Below are 18,111 nucleotides of genomic sequence, written 5' to 3' on the forward strand. Positions count from 1 at the left end.
GTGCCCGAACGCTTCTACCAACGGCTTTGATGCTGAAGGTTTTTTAAACCATCCATCAGAAGGGAGCTGAAGTTACCAGAACCTTTGGGTTAGCACCAGCCCTCAGATCAAAAAACTATTTTTGTTGTGTTATCTGCCTAATTTATTGATTTTGTCACATGGCTGTGAGCGCTTATCCTCTGAATGCAGCATAATTAATAACTATAGCAGTGATTGTTTGTTATGCCGCATGGGCTTATGGATCAGTTATCTGGGGGATTCTGCGTTACGGTTATGACTAATGTATAATCCTTGCCATTCAAAAATAGCTAATAAAGGAGCCGCCAGTCATGAATAATTGGTCGGATCGGGTCGCTGATATTGAGTCGTTTAAAGTCATGGATCTGCTAAAGCGTGCTAAAGAGCTGGAAACTCAAGGGCATGATGTGGTGCATATGTGTGCGGGTGAACCAGACTTCGCTACACCAGCACCTATTGCTGAGGCCGGTATTGCTGCGATTCAGGATGGACATACACAATATACCCCGGCGGCGGGTATTCCTGCGTTACGAGAGGCGATTGCCGGTTTTTATCAGTACCGCTACGGTCTGGATATTCCCGCTGAGCGGATTATTGTGACGGCAGGAGCCTCCGGCGCATTATTGATGGTGTTTGCGACGCTCGCGAATCCAGGTCAGACCTTTATGATGGCGGATCCGGGTTATCCCTGTAATCCTCGGTTTTTACGTTTATTAGAGGCGCGTGGGCAGTTAGTGCCGGTTGAGGCAGCCGATAACTATCAATTAACACCGGCGTTAATTGAACAGCATTGGCAGGAGAATACGGCTGGCGTTCTATTGGCCTCACCGTCAAACCCCACCGGTAGCGTTGTACCGCGAGAGCAGCTCGAATTGATCGCACAAACGGTGAAAGGCAAGGGAGGTCATCTGGTGGTGGATGAGCTCTACCACGGGCTTACCTATGGTTTTGATGCTACCTCAGTGCTGTCTGTGGATCAGGATGCTTTCGTACTCAATAGTTTCTCCAAGTATTTTGGTATGACCGGCTGGCGATTGGGTTGGACCGTCGTGCCGGAATCGGCGGCTCCCGATATCGAGCGACTGGCGCAGAACCTGTTTATTTCACCGCCGACCATTGCTCAGCATGCGGCGTTGGCGGCATTTCGTCCGGAAACGCTTGAAATTCTTGAGCAGCGTCGGGAGGCTTTTAAGGAACGTCGAGATCTGCTGGTGGATGGTTTGCGGGCGCTAGGGTTTGGAATTCCGCTGATGCCGGAAGGTGCTTTTTATGTCTATGCCGATGCTTCCCGTTTTACCGACAATACCTTCGATTTCTGCTGGGATCTGTTAGAACAGGATAAGGTTGCGGTGACACCCGGTGTTGATTTTGGTGAATATCAGGCAAACCGTTATATCCGTTTCTCCTATACCACCAGTGTGACGCAGATTGAAAAAGCGTTAGCGCGTTTGCGGTTGAGACTGAGCTGATGCAACTTCAAAAGATGCAGTCCGGGCGGCTGATCAAGCGTTATAAGCGCTTTTTGGCAGATATCGTGCTGGATAGTGGTGAGCAACTAACGGTGCACTGCCCTAATACCGGTTCGATGAAAAACTGTGCCGATCCGGACAGTGTGGTGTGGGTTCAAGATTCGGGTAATCTAAAGCGAAAATATCTGTTTGGTTGGGAGTTGGTTCAAGTTGAAGAACGCTTTTGGGCCTGTATTAATACGGGACGAGCGAATGCTTTGATTCGAGAAGCGATTGAAGACGGTATCATCGGTGAGTTACAAGGCTATCAGCAGATTCGTCAGGAAGTGAAATATGGCGATGAGAGTAGTCGTATCGACCTTTTGTTGGAAAGTGCTGATCGACCACTTTGTTATGTCGAGATCAAAAATGTCACGCTGTTAGAGCATGATGGTATCGGGTCTTTTCCCGATGCGGTTACCACTCGGGGTGCTAAACATCTACGAGAATTGATGCTAATGGTGTCCCAGGGGCATCGGGCGGTGTTGATGTTTTGTGTGCCTCATACTGGAATAAAGCAGGTGCGACCGGCGGATCATATCGATCCTGAGTATGGTCGGTTACTGCGTGATGCTGCGGCGGCAGGCGTGGAGGTCTATGCCTATGGTGCCAGCATTACACCGCAGCAGGTGACGATTAGCCACTCGCTGCCGGTGTGTCTCTGATTACGGTATGCAAACCTTGCCCTCTATAATCTCAAAGCTAACCGGTGCTAGTTTGGCGCCGGTGCAGGGGCCCGCAATGCATAAGCCCTGATCAATGGTGAAAAGTGCACCGTGGGTAGAGCACTGAATAAACTGCTTTTCAGCATCAAGGAACGTATCGGGTATCCACTCCAGCGGGATGCCTTTATGCGGACAGCGGTTTTCATATAGATAGATATTACCCTGACGGTTGACGGCAAAGAGCTTTCGCTCACCGAGGTCGACCCCTTTTGCGCTGTTTTCTGGCAGTTCGCTGACTGCAAATAATGGTGTCACTGTAGTCATGCTGAATCCGTTTAATGATCCTATGAGAAAATATCAGACAGGTGTGTCGATACTGCTATTATAATCGCCAACTTTTGTGACTAATTACACCTTTTAAATAAAATGTGATCTGAATCTGTGAACAGCCTGCTGGCCACTTTATTTAAGTGGCGTATTTTGATGATAACCATTGCTGTGTCGGCGGTTGCCCACGCAGCTTTGATCGGCGGCTGGCTGTTATCAACGCAAGCGCCGTATGTCGGAGGACAGATGTTGACTGTCAGTGTCAGTGCAGCGGCTTCAGATAGTCATATAGATGCGGCGAATGCGGTTGTGAATGATCGCCCGATCGAGCCTGCAGATGTCGCTGCAACTCAGAGCGTACCTGATCAACTTGATAATAAACCCTCTGAACAGAGTATCGTTCAGCCCGCTCATGCGGTTACTCAGCCTAAGCTTGAGAGCATCGAGCAGCAAAGCGAGCAGGTAAAGGAACAGCCCCGGCTTAAACCATCAAAGCCTGTACATAGCGCCATACCTGTTTCGGAAAAAGCGACTTTAGATAAAGCGGCATTAGCGCAGCAGGTCATAGAAAAGCCGGTGTCGCAGGCGAAACCGGTTATTAATAATGCGGCGAATCAGGTGAATACTTCAGAAATTAAGCCGGTATCACCCGACGATTTAGGGTCGCAAGGTGCGCCGTTATATCAGTCGCAACCGCAATACCTGACGCCGCCGCAGCCCCCAAAATATCCTCGTTTGGCGCGTAAGCGGGGGATTGAAGGGCGGGTGTTGTTGCACGTTATGATCGACCGACAAGGCGCAGTAACGGCGTTGAGTGTGGAGCGCAGCTCGGGCTCTGCTCTGCTTGATCGGGCCGCGCAGAAAGCGGTTCAGCGCTGGCAGTTTGTGCCGGCACGGCAAAACGGCGTAGCGGTAGCCTCCTATGTGCGTGTGCCCATTGACTTTGTATTGGAGAAACATTGATGAGTCATCGCAAGGTTGTCTTAGGGTTAGCAGGGTTGTTGCCGCTAGTGATGCTGGTTTCACTGCTAACCGGGCCGGTATCCTTGGATTTGACGACGATTTTTGATCAGTCGGTGGCAGCTCAGGTGTTTTGGCAATTGCGGGTGCCCCGTTTACTGCTAACGTTGTTAGCCGGTGGATTGTTAGCTATTACGGGCGCCGCAGCTCAATCGTTGTTCCGTAACCCTTTGGCCGATCCCGGCTTGATTGGTATTTCTGCCGGTGCTGCGCTTAGTGCGGGGGTGATGATGGTGTTGCTGGGCAGTTCAGTGTATCTGTTGGGTGGGCTAATGCTGCCGCTGGCTGCGTTTGTTGGTGGTGTATTAACCACGCTATTGGTCGCAAGGTTATCGGTGACGTTACAGGGGGTGTCTGTGACCAATATGCTGCTCTGTGGGATCGCCATCAATGCGATTGCGCTAGCAGGGCTTGGTGGTTTGAAATATCTGGCGGGCGATCAGCAGCTGCGACAGTTAAGCTTCTGGATGCTGGGCAGTCTGAATCATAGTCGCTGGCAGGATCTGTTGGTGCTGCTGGTGGCTGCCGTGCCGGTGTTATGGCTGTTGCCGCGCTATGGACAGAAACTCAATCTGTTACTCTTAGGGGAGCAGCAGGCGAGTCTACTGGGGCTGGATGTCATACGCTGTAAGCGGGCAATGATACTGTTGATTGCGCTTGGTGTTGGGGCGGTGGTGGCGTTGACCGGTATTATTGGCTTTGTTGGGTTGGTGGTGCCTCATCTTGTGCGGTTGTTAACCGGTCCGGATAATCGTCGTTTGTTGCCGTTGTCTGCGTTGTTGGGGGCTGTTTTGCTAACCTTGGCGGATATTATTTCGCGGTTATTGGTTTCCCCTGCAGAGTTGCCGGTGGGTATTGTCACTGCGCTGGTGGGTGGGCCGTTTTTTTTGCTGTTGTTAACGCGCCGTAAGCGGGAGTTGCGAGTATGTTGAAGGCGTCAGGGATCTGCCTGAAACGTAGCGCTAAAACCTTACTTGAGGATATTAGTTTAGAGCTGCGTCCCGGTGAAATTACCGTGTTGTTAGGGCCGAATGGCGCGGGCAAGTCGACGTTGTTAGGGCTGTTATCAGGACTGCAGTCAGCAGATAGTGGTGCTGTGAGTCTCAATGAACAGTTAGTCAGTGAGATCGACCCTCAGCTGCGAGCGCGCTTTATGGCGATGTATACCCAGCAGCAGCCGCTTAATTTCCCTTTTCGGGTGGAAGAGGTTGTTGCCTTGGGGTGTTATCCGTTGATGCTGCCTTCTGACTTAACCGCTGTTCGCGTCAGCGACTGTTTGGCTCAGTTTGAGTTACAGTCGCTAGCCCTGCGAGACTATACCTCGCTGTCAGGAGGTGAACAGCAGCGGGTGCAAGTGGCTCGTGTATTGGCGCAGGTCGGTGAGGAGTGTCAGGTTTTATTGCTCGATGAGCCGGTGAGTGAGATGGACCTTAAGTATCAACAACTCTTGTTGCAGCGTGTTCGGGCGGTAGCCCAGCGTGGGGTGGCGGTTTGCTGTGTACTGCATGACTTAAATCTTGCCGCGCAGTTGGCTGATCAGGTGGTCTTATTGCAACAGGGGCGGATGTTTGGCGTTGGATCGGTTGCCAAGGTGATGACGGCTATCAACCTGAGTCAGCTCTATGGTGCTGCCGTGACTCAGGTGGTCAGTGATCCCCAGCCGGTGTTTGTCAGTGGTTTAATATCATAAAGTCACTGATTAGGCGGCTCAGGGGATTAGCGGTACATCGATTAGCGGGTCTTGGCTGATGTGATCACATAGCTGGTGGATGGCTTGGTCGCCAAGGGTATTAATCCGGTAGCTGTAAGCGAGCTCATCGTCTTGTAATGACTGTTTACTCTCTTGTTGCTGGCGCATAATAGTGACATCGGCATCGGAGGGGTCAATACCTTCTTCTTGGCGAATCTCTAAGCGCTTTTCCATTGTGTTCTGCTCGCAATAGCAGGCGATAATACGCATCTCAATCCCGAGTTTTTGGGCCATTTTATGGTAGTTGTTACGTGTTCTTTCGCGAATAAAGGTAGCGTCTACGATGACGGTTTCGCCGGCGGTGAGTAGTTTTCGAGTTAGGGCTTTGAGGTGGTTGTAAGTGTGTACATTCATCTCATTACCATACATCTCGAGGTTTTCGCCCTTAAGGTTGAACTCCCGATGCAATCGTTTGCGTTCAACATCTGAACGTATGCGGATGGCGCCACTGCGTTCGAGAAGCTGTTGACTCAAATAACTTTTGCCACTGCCTGATACCCCATGCATTAAAAACAGCACAGGAGAGGGTTTGTTGGCATAGCTTAAGGCAAGTTTGATATAGCGTCGATACTCGGTCAGATCGCGTTCCGCGCCGATCATCGCGACCTTAGCGCGCACCATCGCCCGATAGCCTTTATAGAAATTCAGTAGTTGTGTGCCATCGTAATCACCGGTGATTTCCAGATAGCGGTTAAGGCAACGGTGGGATAGCGCGTGTTGTTCGTTGGCTTCGAGATCCATCAGCAGGAAAGCGAGATCACAGATGGTATCGATCCAGCGAAATTCAAGGTTAAACTCGATACAATCAAACAGCCTAACCTGACCCTCTAGCAGGGTGGTATTCGCTAGATGTAGGTCACCATGGCATTCGCGGATATTTCCTTCGCGTTTGCGCTGCTCAAATTTTGACAAGAGGCTGCGAAACTGTTGGCTGACTTGATAAGCGAGTTGTTGCAGTTCCATCCAGTCATCGAGGGTGTCGAGGTGCTCACTGGTATGGCTAAAATTATCGCTGACCAACTGCCAGATGGTGTCCGGCTCTCCCCAAGGCCCGTCGGTGGTGGCATGAGGCACCCGCAAATGGAAATCTGCAATCTGCTGACTGAGTTCATCAATGTGAGCGGGTAGTAGGGCGTGATTCAGTAGTAATCGATCTAATCGCAAAGAATCATCAAACTGCCGCATTTTTACGGCATACTCAAACGGCACCTCTTGGCTGTCCGTTTGTATGTTGTCTGAGTTGTCATTGATGGCGACTGAAACCGGTTCAGCCGTGGTTAATTGCACATCAATTAGTTTAGGGTTGGTGGGCGTGCCGCAAATAGCGACCACCTGTTGATAGATATCCGGCGCTAAACGCTGATTCAACCGTAGTTCTTCAGAACAATAGTGTTTGCGACTCTCTAGACTGGTAAAATCGAGAAAGCCGAAATTAACCGGTTTTTTGATTTTATAGGCGACTTCCCCCGTCAGGATTACCCAAGAGATATGCGTCTCAATCACCCGTATATCATGGGTCGGATGCGGGTAATGGCTAGAGTTGGACAGGGCGGTGATCAGTTCTTGAGTCATAAAGTCAGTATGCAGTTTCAGTAGGTCATTGCCGGAATTCACAGAGGATTATACGTAGCCCATGGCAAAAAAGAGAGGGGCAGCAGCATCCCGTGCCCAAAAGAGTCGTAAAACGGCGCCGAAAAAGGCGTCTTGGAAGCGTCGGCTGTTGGTATTAATGCTTAAGTTAACCTTGGTAATGACGGTTATTGCTGCCGTTGGGTTAGTTTATCTTGATGCACAGGTACGGGCTAAATTTGAGGGTAAGCGCTGGGCGTTGCCGGCGAAAGTGTACGCTCGGCCATTGGAGCTGTTTCCGGGCCAACCGCTGAGTCGTGATGACCTGAAAATAGAGTTGAAAGGCTTAGGGTATCAATTTACTTCACGCGCGACGCAACCGGGAAGTGCCGAGTGGGCTTCCAGCCGTGTTCGGGTCTTTACGCGGGGTTTTGACTTTCCCGATGGGCAGGAGCGGTCGCGCAAGTTATTGATCGACTTTAATGGTGCTACTGTCAGCCGTATTCGTGATGCGTCTGGCAATTCGTTACCGTTGGCGCGGTTGGAGCCGGTATTGATTGGCGGTATTTACCCCAAAGACAATGAAGATCGTGATCTGATCCAGCTATCGGAAGCACCACCGCATCTTGCGGATGCGTTGATTGCCATCGAAGACCGCAATTATTATAGCCATCATGGTATCTCTCTGCGGGGCATCGCTCGGGCGATGGTGGTTAATATTAAAGCGGGCCGATTTGTGCAGGGTGGCAGCACGCTGACGCAGCAGTTGATTAAAAACTTTTATCTGAGCTCTGAACGCTCTTTAAGCCGAAAATTGGCTGAAATTCCGATGGCGATCTTGCTGGATCTGCATTACAGCAAGGATGAGATTCTGCAAGCGTATCTCAATGAGGTTTATCTGGGGCAGGAGGGATCAAGAGCGATTCATGGTTTTGGTCTAGCCAGTCAGTATCTATTTGCACAGCCGATTCGCGAACTGAAATTACATCAGGTGGCGTTGATGGCGGCAATGGTTAAAGGCCCCTCTTTTTATGATCCTAGACGCCACCCTCAGCGGGCGAAGGAGCGTCGTAATCTAGTGCTTAGGGTGTTGCAAGAACAGGGTAGCATTACCGCAGAAGAGCGAGCTCAGGCGGAACAGCAGCCACTGGGTGTGGTCAAGCAGCAGAGTTTGCAGAAAGGAGCCTATCCGGCTTACTTGGATCTAGTCAAACGGCAGCTGCGGGAAGAGTATCCTGAAGAGGCACTCAATAGTGAAGGTTTACGAGTGTTTACCGCGCTGGATCCGATTGCTCAGATACGAGCAGAGGATAGTTTGGTTGAGGTGACGGCAACGCTGCAGAAGCGCTATGGTGCATCGATCAAGGCGTTGGAAGGCGGCATGGTGGTCAGTAACCCTCTCAGTGGTGAGGTGCTGGCGGTCGTTGGTGGACGTAAAACTCGGTATCAAGGGTTTAATCGGGCGCTGGATGCGAAGCGTCCGATAGGCTCGTTGATAAAGCCTGCGGTCTATCTGGCGGCACTGGAGGAGGGTTATACCCTTGCGTCAATCATAGAAGATAAGCCGATCGCGGTGAAATTGCCTAACGGTGATGTCTGGCGGCCACAAAACTATGGTCGCACTAGTCATGGGCCGGTGCCATTGCACCGTGCATTATCGCACTCTTATAATCAGTCGACCGCCCGGCTAGGGCTTGAGATTGGCACCGCTAAGGTGGTCGATATGCTCAAGCGGCTCGGGCTGCAGCGGGAGATCAAAGAGTATCCTTCGATGTTGTTAGGTTCTACGGCGCTGTCGCCGCTAGAAGTCGCGCAGCTTTATCAGACGATTGCAGGCAATGGCTTTCAGGTGCCGATGCGAGCCATCCGCATGGTGACGGATAGCCGTAATGAAGAGTTGTCTCGCTATCCATTTCATATTCAGCAAACGGTAGGTGCTGGCCCCATGCATCTGATTCAGTATGCGTTGCAGGAGGTGGTCCGCGAGGGGACGGCTCGTTCGGTGTATAGTCGTTTACCGCCAAGCTTAACGGTGGCGGGTAAAACCGGCACCACGAATGACCAGCGGGACAGTTGGTTTGCAGGCTTTGCTGGTGATCGTTTGGCGGTCGTTTGGCTTGGGTTGGATAATAATAAGCCGCTGCCGTTGACGGGTAGCAGTGGTGCGCTGCGTGTTTGGACTGAATTTATGGTTCAGGCTCATCCTCAGCCATTTGTCGCAGAAAGGCCGGAGAATATCCAGTATCATTGGGTCGAGGATGCCACCGGTTTGATGTCAGGCGAAGGCTGTGACGGAGCTCGGCAGTTACCGTTTATTGCAGGTACCGAACCTAAAGAGTCATCGGGCTGCGGTGATAATGTTATCAATAACCCGTTTGATGCTTTCAAACGTTGGTTTAGAGCGGAATAAATAGATGAAAAAAGTAAGAGTAGCGGGCCTTGGGCTGATTTTAGCCTCGTTCTTAGGGGGCTGTACCGGTGGCAATGCTAATATCAATCCAATTGTCGAAGACCGTTCGGATGCTGGGAAAAATGTAGTGGTGGATCAGAATACCGGCGTGCAAAGCGCCGTATCGACCCCCGTCGATACCAGCCAAGGATTTACGGTGGTGACGCCTGCGGTGTCTGGGTCGGTGTCTGAATCAGTGCCTGCAGCGGTACCTATGCCTAATAATCCTGCCTCAGTCGTATCGAATAGCAATCCAGCGGTTGTGGCATTACTTGATGGGGCTAAGCAGCAGCAACAGCAGGGTGAATATCGCACCGCCCAAAGTAGCCTTGAGCGGGCTCAACGGATCGCGCCACGTGATCCGCAGGTGTATTTTCAATTAGCGGATCTACGCCGTCAGCAGGGGCAGTATCTACAGGCAGAACAGTTAGCGCTGAAAGGGTTGACTCTAGCGCGGGGACAAACAGCGCAGGAGCGCAAGTTTTGGATTCTAATCGCCGATATTCGCAGTGAAGGAGGCGATCATCAGGGCGCCGCCGATGCGCGTGCGAAAGCGAACACTTACTGATTGAGTATCTCGTTTTTATTCAATGGAATGGTGAGCCATGATGATAAGCGGTATGGGTACCGCTTAGCGGCTTGCCGTGATCTATTTTTCTTGAACGATATACTGTGAGTCTTTAGTGGCGGGGTGGTAATGTCAGAGTCTAAATTGCAGGTAACGCTGCGAGAACATTTTCTTTTTTCCGCATTGACGGAGGCGGCGCGTGAAGTACTTCAGCAGCGCTGTCGTGTCGTTGAGCTTAAAAATGACGAAACCCTATTTCATCAAGGCGATGTGGCCGCCAGCTTTTATGTCGTTTTGAAAGGCAGTATTAATCTGTTTCGCGTGTCACCGGATGGGCAAACTAAAGTGATCGAGGTGATCAAAACCGGCGGTGCTTTTGCGGAGGCGCTAATGTTTATGGATCAGGTACGTTATCCCCTGAACGCAATGGCGATGGGTGTCTGTGAAGTAATGGTGATTCCGAATAAGCTGTATAAAGAGATGATGCTGGCCGCGCCGCAGAGCGCGCTGAAAGTGATGGGCAGTATGGCGGTTAAGCTACATCGGCGTATCACCGAGATCGAAACCCTGACTCTGCAAAATACCCGTCACCGGCTAGGAAACTATATGTTTGGCTTAGCGCCTGACCCTGCCGAATCGCAGTGTACGATACAGTTGCCGATGGCTAAACAGTTGATCGCATCGCAGTTGGGTATGCAGCCGGAAACGTTTTCCCGCTTGATGAAAGAGATGAAGACGCAAGGGTTGATTGATGTAAAGGGCGCTGATGTGGTGGTGCATGACCTGCAGGGGCTGCGTGAATTTGGTCATTGATGGTTAATGCTTATTATCGTTAGAGCATAAAAAAGGGCAAACCCCGAGAGGTTTGCCCTTTTTTAGTAGCCGCTATTGATTAGATAGCAACGATGTTTTCTGCTTGTGGGCCTTTCTGGCCATTGGTAACAACGAATTCAACACGCTGACCTTCAGTCAGTGTTTTGAAACCATCGCTAACGATAGCGCTGAAGTGAGCGAAAACATCTGGGCCAGATTCTTGTTCAATAAAACCGAAACCTTTAGTTTCGTTGAACCATTTAACTGTACCGGTAGTTGTAGTAGACATAATAGTAGTATCCTGAGATTTATATAAGAGTAGTGCCTTTTATAGGCTTTATGGCATCAAAATATAGACTGAGACTTAGAAACTGCAGGACGTGGTGTTACGAATAAAACAACGAAATGTAGGATGTAAATATGAGAATTCTTTCTAGCTGGTAACCACTATATAGCGTTGTTCTGGGCGTGTCTATCTATTTATTCTTTTGTTTTCATTATCGTTCTTGGTCGTTCGGATCTTTGGCTGCTTTACACGCTAAGTCAGTCAGATACTTCGTTTTAGTTTGATGGCGATGGCGCCAATGCCGAGGAAGATAATGCCAAGCAGCACCAGCGTTGCGGGCCAGCCTAGTGAATTTGCAAAGTATTTTTCTGAGAAATAGACAATAAAGCCGAGCATAGCAATAACGCTCGTTAGCAGCAGCGCCCGACTTTGCAGCACCACCGAGGCATAAAGTCCTGTTGCTGTAATGGCTAAGAAGAGGAGTTCGACAGAGGTGTTCTGTAGCAAGTCGAACAAACCACTATAGGCCATGACTGAGCCTAAGAAATAACCGAGGATGACAAGGCGTGGATAGCGTCCTGACTTATATATGCCATAGGCTGTGGAGATGACGCATCCCCCGACGATTAAACAGGCCCAATTGGTCGCGGTAAACAGGTCGATACGATTAAACAAACCGCTGTTAAGCCAACAAATAGCAATTAATAATGCCGGTTCCGTCAGCGTTTTATGGGATGTTTTTTCTAGTGCGGTGGCAATGATAAAAAGGGAGCTTCCTAGTGCTATGGCAATATAAGCGGTGGTTAAGCCGAGTAGCTCTAAGCCCGCATTTAAACAGCCGTAGCTGAAAAATAGTCCGGTAAATAGCAATACCGTCCGGCGAGACTTATAGAATATTGCCCATTGATGTATGGCCATGACGGCGAACACACAGAGTACCGCTTCACGCCAATTATCGCCTTGAGGATAGAGTTCGTGAATTAGCACAAACCAACCATTGGTCATCATGGCTGCGGAGGCAAGCGTTAGGGGAAGAATAAGCCGTGGGTACTTGCGTTCATAGAGAGCCGATATCAGCACAATTAGCAGAATATAACCGACACCTAGGGTCGTTAAAATTCGCATTGTACTGCCCATGCTATCCCAGAACATGCCAATATAGGTGCTGATGCCGGCGAGAATAAAAATCCCCCCTAAGTAAGCCAGTAGGGTTCGCAGAATATCGCCTTTACTACGGTTATCGGCCGGCACCATGACGTGAGTATCTAATGCTGTGCCAATTTCCTCGGGGCGGATGTCGTAAGTTTTCATGAGCTGGGCTATATGGGTTAGCGCGCCAGCTTTATTGGTCACACTCGCGGCGCCAAATAGCCCGGCTAATAATGGCCACCAGATCGCGCTACCCAGCAGCAGAATAATAATGAGAAATACCAATAACATCATCATGGTAATACCCAACCGATGAAGTGAGTGCGTCCGCGGTAGTATTGATTAGTAATACTTGGCAGGGGAATGTGACGTCCATTTTTACTCAGTGCTGCGCCGTAGCGATAACCCGATGAATAAAAGAGTCCGCCGAACAGGCTAGATGAGGCTCGCTTATTGAGGATAAATTCGTAACCGTCTGACGCAATACTGGATGAATCAACGTTGACCCCTTGTAGATCAGGCAGGTCGATACGTTGGGGTTTGGTGCGAACGGACGGTGTTTTTTTAGAATGAGATCGAGGGAGTACGAAGGCTATCTCCTGCACCGCGCCGGTTTTGGCATCGTAGCGCCAGATTCTAGGTTTGTGATCGTTGGTGCGGCTTCCCTGATCAATCAACTGAACGGAACGGTTGATAACCGCAATTTGCAGACCTCCCTGATCGTTAACGTACTCCGTGGCGAACAGTAAGTCATTTTGGGGTGGCGCAACCAGTAAGGTCGGTAAGCCAGATGCCAGCAGGAACAGTGTCACCAGCAGTAAAGGCAGCCCTAGGCCAAAGGCGATGGTGGGGTTGTCACGTAGAAAGCTCTTCATCCCGAGTGTCCCTTGATGGTGCTGGCGATATTGTTATTACAAGCAGTATATCAGCACAATTGCTTAGGGTGTCGTTAGCGGTCGGTGTTTGTTTTGTGGTTAATGAAGAAGATGTGTTATCTCGCTGGCATGGGCGATAAAGCGAAAGAGAGTCGGGTTGTCACAGAGGCTATCGAGTTTGTCACTGGGTATAGGACACCCTCGGCTAAAAGGTCATCTTCGGCCGAGGGCTTATTAGCTTTGTTTGAAACGCGCTAATAATTTACTGACTGATGGTGGAAAGAAGCGCTGGGTTGGTGACTAAGTTTCTGACACCGTGGGCGTGATCTTCGTCGAAAACATTGCCTTCACACCATTGGCCAACCGTCTCAATATTAACTTTAGCGACTTTAGGTCGTACGCTCCAAGTGACCTGGAGTGGTGAACCTACTTCGTTATAACCCGGACCAGTCGTTGATCCTGCATATTGAACCGGCGTGCCGGTATTGGTTGGGACGTTCATGGCTTGGTTTAAGTTTTGCTTTCTCGCGTATAGGGCCAGATCGGCGAAATCGAGAGCGTTGTCATCATTTACCAGCACATAGACCTGGGTTTCTACCCGTAGCTGAGGGTTTTTAATCGCATCATTCAGGCATGAACCTAAGGTAGGGCCCGGATTAACTTTGGCAGTGGAGTGGACATAATGCACTTCAATGGTATCGCCTGAACTCAGTGCACCGTGTTTGCTTGGGCAGATATCATGTCCGACGGGCTTTAGTTCGGCAGCACTGAGGGTGCCAGAGTATTTGTAGCCGCTTTGGTAGCCATGGCCGTCACCATTGCCTGCATACTGGGTAAATTCGCCACCTTTATGTTCGGCATTCTTATGAAAATGGATGTTACACAGATTCATCTCGGCCGCTGGCGGTGCCGCGCTAAAGGTGCGAGGGTTTTTGCCGGCCATGTCATCAATATCGCGAGGTGATTGAGGGCCAAATCCTTTACCCGCCGTATTTTCTGCAAGTTTCGCCCGTTGTGCTGCGATAACACTGTCAGAGACGGCTGCATGATGATGAGCTGATGCGTGAGAATCCGCATGAGTGTCATGGCTGCTCTCTTTGGCACCGGCATGCATCGGCAATAAAGCCGCGGCGACTAAGATGGTTACTAATTTTATTTTCATTTTTATAATCCCTAGTGTGATAACGGACATCGCTGTTTGTTGTAAGAATCAGGGCCATTGTTTAAAGGCGAGCACTGAATCAGTGGAGGAGGGTAGCATAATTGTTGATTGTATTTGTTAGTTATTAGTCGAAGTTAAAGTTAAATATTTTTATATTGAGTTGCCTTAAAATTCAATAATAGAGGCGAAGTAATACATTTTTATGACATTTTTAGTCAGTGAAAATAATGATTGATTAATATGTATTGGAGCCTAAAGCGCATAGGGATAATGGTTATTGTTCGATGCTATAAAATGGTGAATCGCAAAACGAGGCTGTTCAATATTCTGTGTCAGCTAAGTTTTAGGGAAACTACGATTAAGAAGTCGCAAAACAAACAGTTTCCTTCACTCGGTCAAAAATTGCTATATCACATCTATTTTAGTACTTTTAGCCTCTAAATAAGCTCATTCAGCCTTGTTTAGGTGATTTTGAACGGATCCCTTGCGGTTCGTATCATCTGGTCAATTCTAAACACATTGGCTAAGGCAAACAGCATCGCCAGTTTGTTATCATTTTTCTCTAAGCCGCGATAGATGACCTTTCTAAAGCCAAACTGTCGCTTTATGATCCGAAATGGGTGCGCCACTTTCGCTCGAATGCTGGCTTTTATGTATTCCGTTCGGATAGTTTGCTTGTTTATTCTCGGGTGTTTTTTGAGAAGACACACCTTGTTTGGCGCATTTTTTAATAAGTGGAAGCAATCAGGCCATTCGCTAAGGTAAAGCGCTCTCCATTATGCAGCAGATTTTTTACCTCTGTGATGTGCGTTGGTGTCCGTTGAGCCTAGGCGGCTTTCTTGGTAGCTCACTCGCTTTAGCAGCGAGTGGCTCACGGAGTTGCGACATTTATTACGTTATTGAATACCCTAGGTATTGTGGTAACCATAATGCGATTTGTGGGAAAAATATAATCAATAATAAAGCACTGAACATAGTCACCATAAACAGCAACGCCCAACCAAAGGTCTGCTCTAAGCGTATATTAGCCACTTTCGTAGTTACCATTAAATTAATGGCGACAGGTGGGGTAAATTGACCAATAGCGATATTCATGGCTAATAGGATACCAAACCAAATGGGGTTCCATTCAAAATGACTCATTAGAGGTACTAAGATCGGTGTGAGAATCAAATAGATAGAAATAGCATCCAGTAACATACCTGCTAATAGCACAAGTAGCATAACCAAAAGTAGTAACGTTAATGAGTTATCTGAAACGGAAAGAATGGCCTCAGCTAAACGTGTAAATGTGCCTAAGGTCGTGCCTGCCCAGGCAAAAATTCCAGCTAAAGAAATAATTAGCAATACTATACCTGAAATTTTAACGGCTTCATTAAATATTGATAACAGGCTAGATAGTGTTAGCAAACGGTAAATAAACGCGCCAATAAATAGACCATAGGTTACTGCAACCACGGCAGCTTCTGTTGGTGTAAATAACCCGGAACGTAGTCCCCCTAAAATAATTACGGGTGCTAATAAGGCCGGAATAGCTTTGATAAAACTTTCTTTAATGGAAAGACGTTCGGCATCAGGTTCAGCATCAGGTGCTTCCCAACCATTTATTTTTGATAAAATATAGGCTGGTATTAATAAAGATGCACCGGCTAATAACCCTGGAAATAAACCTGCTGCAAATAAAGCTCGTAAATCCAAACCAGGAATCATTACCGAGTATAAAATTAACGCAATGGAAGGCGGAATAAGAATAGCGGTGGAAGAGGCCGCAGCAATTAAAGACGCTGAAAAAGGGCGGGGATATCCTGCTTTGGTCATACTTGGCAACATTACCATAGCAACAGCTGCCGCATCGGCAGGCCCAGATCCACTCATACCACCCATTATTAAGCAGACTAGAACCGCCACTAAGGACAATCCACCATAGCGACGGCCAATTAATGATTGCGCTAAGTTAACTAAACTTGCTGCAACCCCTGCTCGCTCAAATATAAGCCCCGTTAAAATAAATAACGGAATAGCAATCAGTGGGTATTTAGCTACACTGTTATAAGTATTCGTACCTAAAGTTGCCAACATATCAGGGGATAATCCGGTGATTATACCTGTTGCGCCGCCTAACCCTAATGCAAAAGCGACGGGCATACCTAGGAATAAACACGCCCCGAAAACAACTAACATCCATAAATCAGGGCTCATTGCTGCGCCTCTTCTGAATAATCATCCATCTTTAAGCGGCTGATTAAGTTCTGAGTGCTACGAAAAATAATAGCAACGGAAAGTAACGGTAACCAAATTAAGTAGATCCAAGTAGGGTAACCTAAACCGGGTGACGTTGTTTCCCACGTAAACTCTTGATAAGCTAATAAGCCTCCATACCAAACAATTAAGCTAAGCACGATAAGACTGCCCAGCCACTGTATAACATAGATAATACGTCGACCTGTTAGGCCCAAATGTTTTTCTAATAGAGTAATACGAATATGCTCATTACTTTTTGCAGCAACTGCGGCGCCGGAAAAAGCCAATATAACGATTAGAAATACTGAGAATTCTTCAGTAAAAGCAAAAGAAGCATTTGTTGTATAACGTACTAATACGTTAGCCAAACTGATGACGCAAATAGATGCTAAGGCAATAATGCCTAACCAAGATTCAAGTGAAAAGGTGTTTTTTGACATGATGTATAGCCAGTAATTAAATACTCTAGGTTAAGTATTTAACCTAGAGTGAATTTTTGATCTTTAAGTAGCTATTATTAATTAACGATTGGTAATGGCTGCTTGTGCTGCTTCTACTAAGTCTTCACCAATTTTTGGTATCCACTTTTTGTAAACACCTTGGGTAGCTGTAACAAAAGCTTGGTGTTGCTCAGGCGTAAGAGCTGTCACTTCTACACCACGGTCACGAATAGATTTAAGCGTAGCATCCAGTTCTGCACGTGATTTAGCAATCTCCCACTGACCAGCATCATACGCAGCTTGCTTTAGTAGCTGTTGATCCGCAGTCGATAATTTAGACCAAACACGCTTACTTGCACCAAAGATGAGTGGATCATTCATATAATGCCAGAGTGTTAGGTATTTTTGATTAGCACGATCGGCGCGAGCAACATCAAATACTGATAAAGGGTTTTCTTGACCATCAACAGCGCCAGTCGTTAATGCAGGCAAAGCATCCGTCCAGCTCATTTGAGTAGGGTTAGCACCCAGTGCGTTAAACGTGTCTAAAAACAGTGGTGATCCAACGACGCGTACTTTTAAGCCTTTTAAATCTGCCGGTTGAGTTAAAATGCCGCGCGAGTTAGATAATTCACGAAAACCATTTTCACCCCAGGCCAAGGGAACAATACCACGTTTTTCAATGGCATCAAAAACCATTTGTCCTGCTTTACCTTGGGTAATCGCATCAACGGCTGCGTTGTCAGGCATCAAAAAAGGTAATGAGAAAAGGTTGGCTTCTGGTACTTGAGTTGACCAGTTAATGGTTGAACCAACGGCCATATCAATTAAACCGCTGCGCATAGCAGAAAACTCACGAGTTTGATCGCCGGATACCAATTGTGCGTTGGGATAAACTTTTAGCGTAATACGACCATCCGAACGTTCTTCTACCAATTCAGCCCATTTGCTGGCTGCTTGCCCCCAAGGAAAGGCATCTGATAAAACAGTAGAGACTGAAAATTCACGGGTTTCTTGTGCAAAAACAGGTGCAGCACCTAAGCTTAAGCAGGCAGCACTCAGTGCCAGCCATTTTTTAATGTTCATTATTTGCTCCAATATTATTTTTTTTAAAGTGGCAGATATTAACAGAAGTTCAGTCTAGACTTAACTTTATATTAGAAAGATGGACTACTCTTGAGTGAAAAATTGTTCTTTTAAGCAATTACTCAATAGATAAGCGGGGATTCATGTAATAAGTGCGACACTTTTTGCTAAAGGTGGAGAGGTGG

17 protein-coding genes and 1 pseudogene are annotated in these 18,111 nt (G+C 48.1%); 8 read left to right on the forward strand and 10 right to left on the reverse strand.

Going from position 1 to position 18,111, the window contains the following annotated elements; all coding sequences use genetic code 11:
* Nucleotides 1-329: 329 nt before the first annotated feature.
* Both KO512_RS15510 and sfsA read left to right on the forward strand, forming a co-directional pair.
* Complete coding sequence (locus KO512_RS15510) at nucleotides 330-1,487, forward strand: pyridoxal phosphate-dependent aminotransferase (RefSeq protein ID WP_215953265.1); 1,158 nt, start codon at nucleotides 330-332, stop codon at nucleotides 1,485-1,487.
* Nucleotides 1,487-2,191, forward strand: a complete 705-nt coding sequence (gene sfsA / locus KO512_RS15515; protein ID WP_215953266.1) for a DNA/RNA nuclease SfsA — start codon at nucleotides 1,487-1,489, stop codon at nucleotides 2,189-2,191. Before KO512_RS15510 ends, sfsA begins: the two co-directional genes overlap by 1 nt.
* On the opposite strand, the gene KO512_RS15520 is transcribed toward sfsA, so the two are convergent.
* A complete protein-coding gene (locus tag KO512_RS15520; RefSeq protein WP_215953267.1) occupies nucleotides 2,192-2,515 on the reverse strand; it encodes a Rieske (2Fe-2S) protein in 324 nt (107 codons plus the stop codon).
* A 159-nt stretch (nucleotides 2,516-2,674) separates the two neighbouring features.
* On the opposite strand from KO512_RS15520, the gene KO512_RS15525 reads away from it, so the two are divergent.
* Genes KO512_RS15525 through KO512_RS15535 form a run of 3 tightly spaced genes read left to right on the forward strand, consistent with a single transcriptional unit; the run spans nucleotide 2,675 to nucleotide 5,228 of the window.
* The gene (locus KO512_RS15525) at nucleotides 2,675-3,481 is read left to right on the forward strand and encodes an energy transducer TonB (protein WP_215953268.1); all 807 of its coding nucleotides are present in this window, start codon (nucleotides 2,675-2,677) and stop codon (nucleotides 3,479-3,481) included.
* Nucleotides 3,481-4,470, forward strand: a complete 990-nt coding sequence (locus KO512_RS15530) for a FecCD family ABC transporter permease (RefSeq protein WP_215953269.1) — start codon at nucleotides 3,481-3,483, stop codon at nucleotides 4,468-4,470. The genes KO512_RS15525 and KO512_RS15530 overlap by 1 nt, the downstream gene beginning before the upstream one ends.
* Nucleotides 4,467-5,228 carry a heme ABC transporter ATP-binding protein gene (locus KO512_RS15535; RefSeq protein WP_436792280.1) on the forward strand — a complete coding sequence of 254 codons (762 nt, stop codon included), beginning with the start codon at nucleotides 4,467-4,469 and terminating at the stop codon, nucleotides 5,226-5,228. Before KO512_RS15530 ends, KO512_RS15535 begins: the two co-directional genes overlap by 4 nt.
* Nucleotides 5,229-5,246: 18 nt before the next feature.
* Here KO512_RS15535 and KO512_RS15540 read toward each other — a convergent pair whose 3' ends face one another.
* Entirely contained in the window at nucleotides 5,247-6,902 is a 1,656-nt protein-coding gene (locus KO512_RS15540) for an AAA family ATPase (RefSeq protein ID WP_303493271.1), read from the reverse strand.
* Nucleotides 6,903-6,921: 19 nt separating this feature from the next.
* Here KO512_RS15540 and mrcB point away from each other — a divergent pair, with 19 nt between their 5' ends.
* From mrcB to KO512_RS15555, 3 genes are all read left to right on the forward strand, one after another.
* Nucleotides 6,922-9,267: a penicillin-binding protein 1B gene (gene mrcB, locus KO512_RS15545; RefSeq protein ID WP_215953271.1), complete on the forward strand. Its 2,346-nt coding sequence runs from the start codon at nucleotides 6,922-6,924 to the stop codon at nucleotides 9,265-9,267.
* A 4-nt stretch (nucleotides 9,268-9,271) separates the two neighbouring features.
* A complete protein-coding gene (locus KO512_RS15550) occupies nucleotides 9,272-9,874 on the forward strand; it encodes a tetratricopeptide repeat protein (RefSeq protein WP_215953272.1) in 603 nt (200 codons plus the stop codon).
* A 129-nt stretch (nucleotides 9,875-10,003) separates the two neighbouring features.
* Complete coding sequence (locus KO512_RS15555; RefSeq protein WP_215953273.1) at nucleotides 10,004-10,687, forward strand: Crp/Fnr family transcriptional regulator; 684 nt, start codon at nucleotides 10,004-10,006, stop codon at nucleotides 10,685-10,687.
* A 79-nt stretch (nucleotides 10,688-10,766) separates the two neighbouring features.
* On the opposite strand, the gene KO512_RS15560 is transcribed toward KO512_RS15555, so the two are convergent.
* The 8 genes and pseudogenes from KO512_RS15560 to KO512_RS15590 all read right to left on the reverse strand — a co-directional run bounded on the left by KO512_RS15560 (nucleotide 10,767) and on the right by KO512_RS15590 (nucleotide 17,926).
* The gene (locus KO512_RS15560) at nucleotides 10,767-10,976 is read right to left on the reverse strand and encodes a cold-shock protein (RefSeq protein WP_126159703.1); all 210 of its coding nucleotides are present in this window, start codon (nucleotides 10,974-10,976) and stop codon (nucleotides 10,767-10,769) included.
* A gap of 258 nt (nucleotides 10,977-11,234) precedes the next feature.
* Nucleotides 11,235-12,419 carry a DUF2157 domain-containing protein gene (locus KO512_RS15565; protein ID WP_215953274.1) on the reverse strand — a complete coding sequence of 395 codons (1,185 nt, stop codon included), beginning with the start codon at nucleotides 12,417-12,419 and terminating at the stop codon, nucleotides 11,235-11,237.
* Nucleotides 12,416-12,997, reverse strand: coding sequence for a hypothetical protein (locus KO512_RS15570; protein ID WP_215953275.1), 582 nt, complete (start codon nucleotides 12,995-12,997; stop codon nucleotides 12,416-12,418). The genes KO512_RS15565 and KO512_RS15570 overlap by 4 nt, the downstream gene beginning before the upstream one ends.
* A gap of 262 nt (nucleotides 12,998-13,259) precedes the next feature.
* Nucleotides 13,260-14,159, reverse strand: coding sequence for a delta-class carbonic anhydrase (locus KO512_RS15575; protein WP_215953276.1), 900 nt, complete (start codon nucleotides 14,157-14,159; stop codon nucleotides 13,260-13,262).
* A 461-nt stretch (nucleotides 14,160-14,620) separates the two neighbouring features.
* Nucleotides 14,621-14,878: pseudogene (locus tag KO512_RS20230) on the reverse strand (transposase); the annotation flags it as partial.
* Between the two features lie 172 nt (nucleotides 14,879-15,050).
* Nucleotides 15,051-16,358: a TRAP transporter large permease gene (locus KO512_RS15580; protein ID WP_215953277.1), complete on the reverse strand. Its 1,308-nt coding sequence runs from the start codon at nucleotides 16,356-16,358 to the stop codon at nucleotides 15,051-15,053.
* Nucleotides 16,355-16,840 carry a TRAP transporter small permease gene (locus KO512_RS15585; RefSeq protein ID WP_215953278.1) on the reverse strand — a complete coding sequence of 162 codons (486 nt, stop codon included), beginning with the start codon at nucleotides 16,838-16,840 and terminating at the stop codon, nucleotides 16,355-16,357. Before KO512_RS15585 ends, KO512_RS15580 begins: the two co-directional genes overlap by 4 nt.
* Before the next feature lie 81 nt (nucleotides 16,841-16,921).
* A complete protein-coding gene (locus KO512_RS15590; RefSeq protein WP_215953279.1) occupies nucleotides 16,922-17,926 on the reverse strand; it encodes a DctP family TRAP transporter solute-binding subunit in 1,005 nt (334 codons plus the stop codon).
* Nucleotides 17,927-18,111: the final 185 nt, after the last annotated feature.

Source organism: Amphritea atlantica (assembly GCF_018860855.1).
GTDB lineage: Bacteria > Pseudomonadota > Gammaproteobacteria > Pseudomonadales > Balneatricaceae > Amphritea > Amphritea atlantica_A.

Bases quoted from the DNA above. Each gene is read 5' to 3' on its own strand.
- KO512_RS15510 (WP_215953265.1), top strand. From the start codon at position 330: ATGAATAATTGGTCGGATCGGGTCGCTGATATTGAGTCGTTTAAAGTC.
- sfsA (WP_215953266.1), top strand. From the start codon at position 1,487: ATGCAACTTCAAAAGATGCAGTCCGGGCGGCTGATCAAGCGTTATAAG.
- KO512_RS15520 (WP_215953267.1), bottom strand. From the start codon at position 2,515: ATGACTACAGTGACACCATTATTTGCAGTCAGCGAACTGCCAGAAAAC.
- KO512_RS15525 (WP_215953268.1), top strand. From the start codon at position 2,675: ATGATAACCATTGCTGTGTCGGCGGTTGCCCACGCAGCTTTGATCGGC.
- KO512_RS15530 (WP_215953269.1), top strand. From the start codon at position 3,481: ATGAGTCATCGCAAGGTTGTCTTAGGGTTAGCAGGGTTGTTGCCGCTA.
- mrcB (WP_215953271.1), top strand. From the start codon at position 6,922: ATGGCAAAAAAGAGAGGGGCAGCAGCATCCCGTGCCCAAAAGAGTCGT.
- KO512_RS15550 (WP_215953272.1), top strand. From the start codon at position 9,272: ATGAAAAAAGTAAGAGTAGCGGGCCTTGGGCTGATTTTAGCCTCGTTC.
- KO512_RS15555 (WP_215953273.1), top strand. From the start codon at position 10,004: ATGTCAGAGTCTAAATTGCAGGTAACGCTGCGAGAACATTTTCTTTTT.
- KO512_RS15560 (WP_126159703.1), bottom strand. From the start codon at position 10,976: ATGTCTACTACAACTACCGGTACAGTTAAATGGTTCAACGAAACTAAA.
- KO512_RS15565 (WP_215953274.1), bottom strand. From the start codon at position 12,419: ATGATGATGTTATTGGTATTTCTCATTATTATTCTGCTGCTGGGTAGC.
- KO512_RS15570 (WP_215953275.1), bottom strand. From the start codon at position 12,997: ATGAAGAGCTTTCTACGTGACAACCCCACCATCGCCTTTGGCCTAGGG.
- KO512_RS15575 (WP_215953276.1), bottom strand. From the start codon at position 14,159: ATGAAAATAAAATTAGTAACCATCTTAGTCGCCGCGGCTTTATTGCCG.
- KO512_RS15580 (WP_215953277.1), bottom strand. From the start codon at position 16,358: ATGAGCCCTGATTTATGGATGTTAGTTGTTTTCGGGGCGTGTTTATTC.
- KO512_RS15585 (WP_215953278.1), bottom strand. From the start codon at position 16,840: ATGTCAAAAAACACCTTTTCACTTGAATCTTGGTTAGGCATTATTGCC.
- KO512_RS15590 (WP_215953279.1), bottom strand. From the start codon at position 17,926: ATGAACATTAAAAAATGGCTGGCACTGAGTGCTGCCTGCTTAAGCTTA.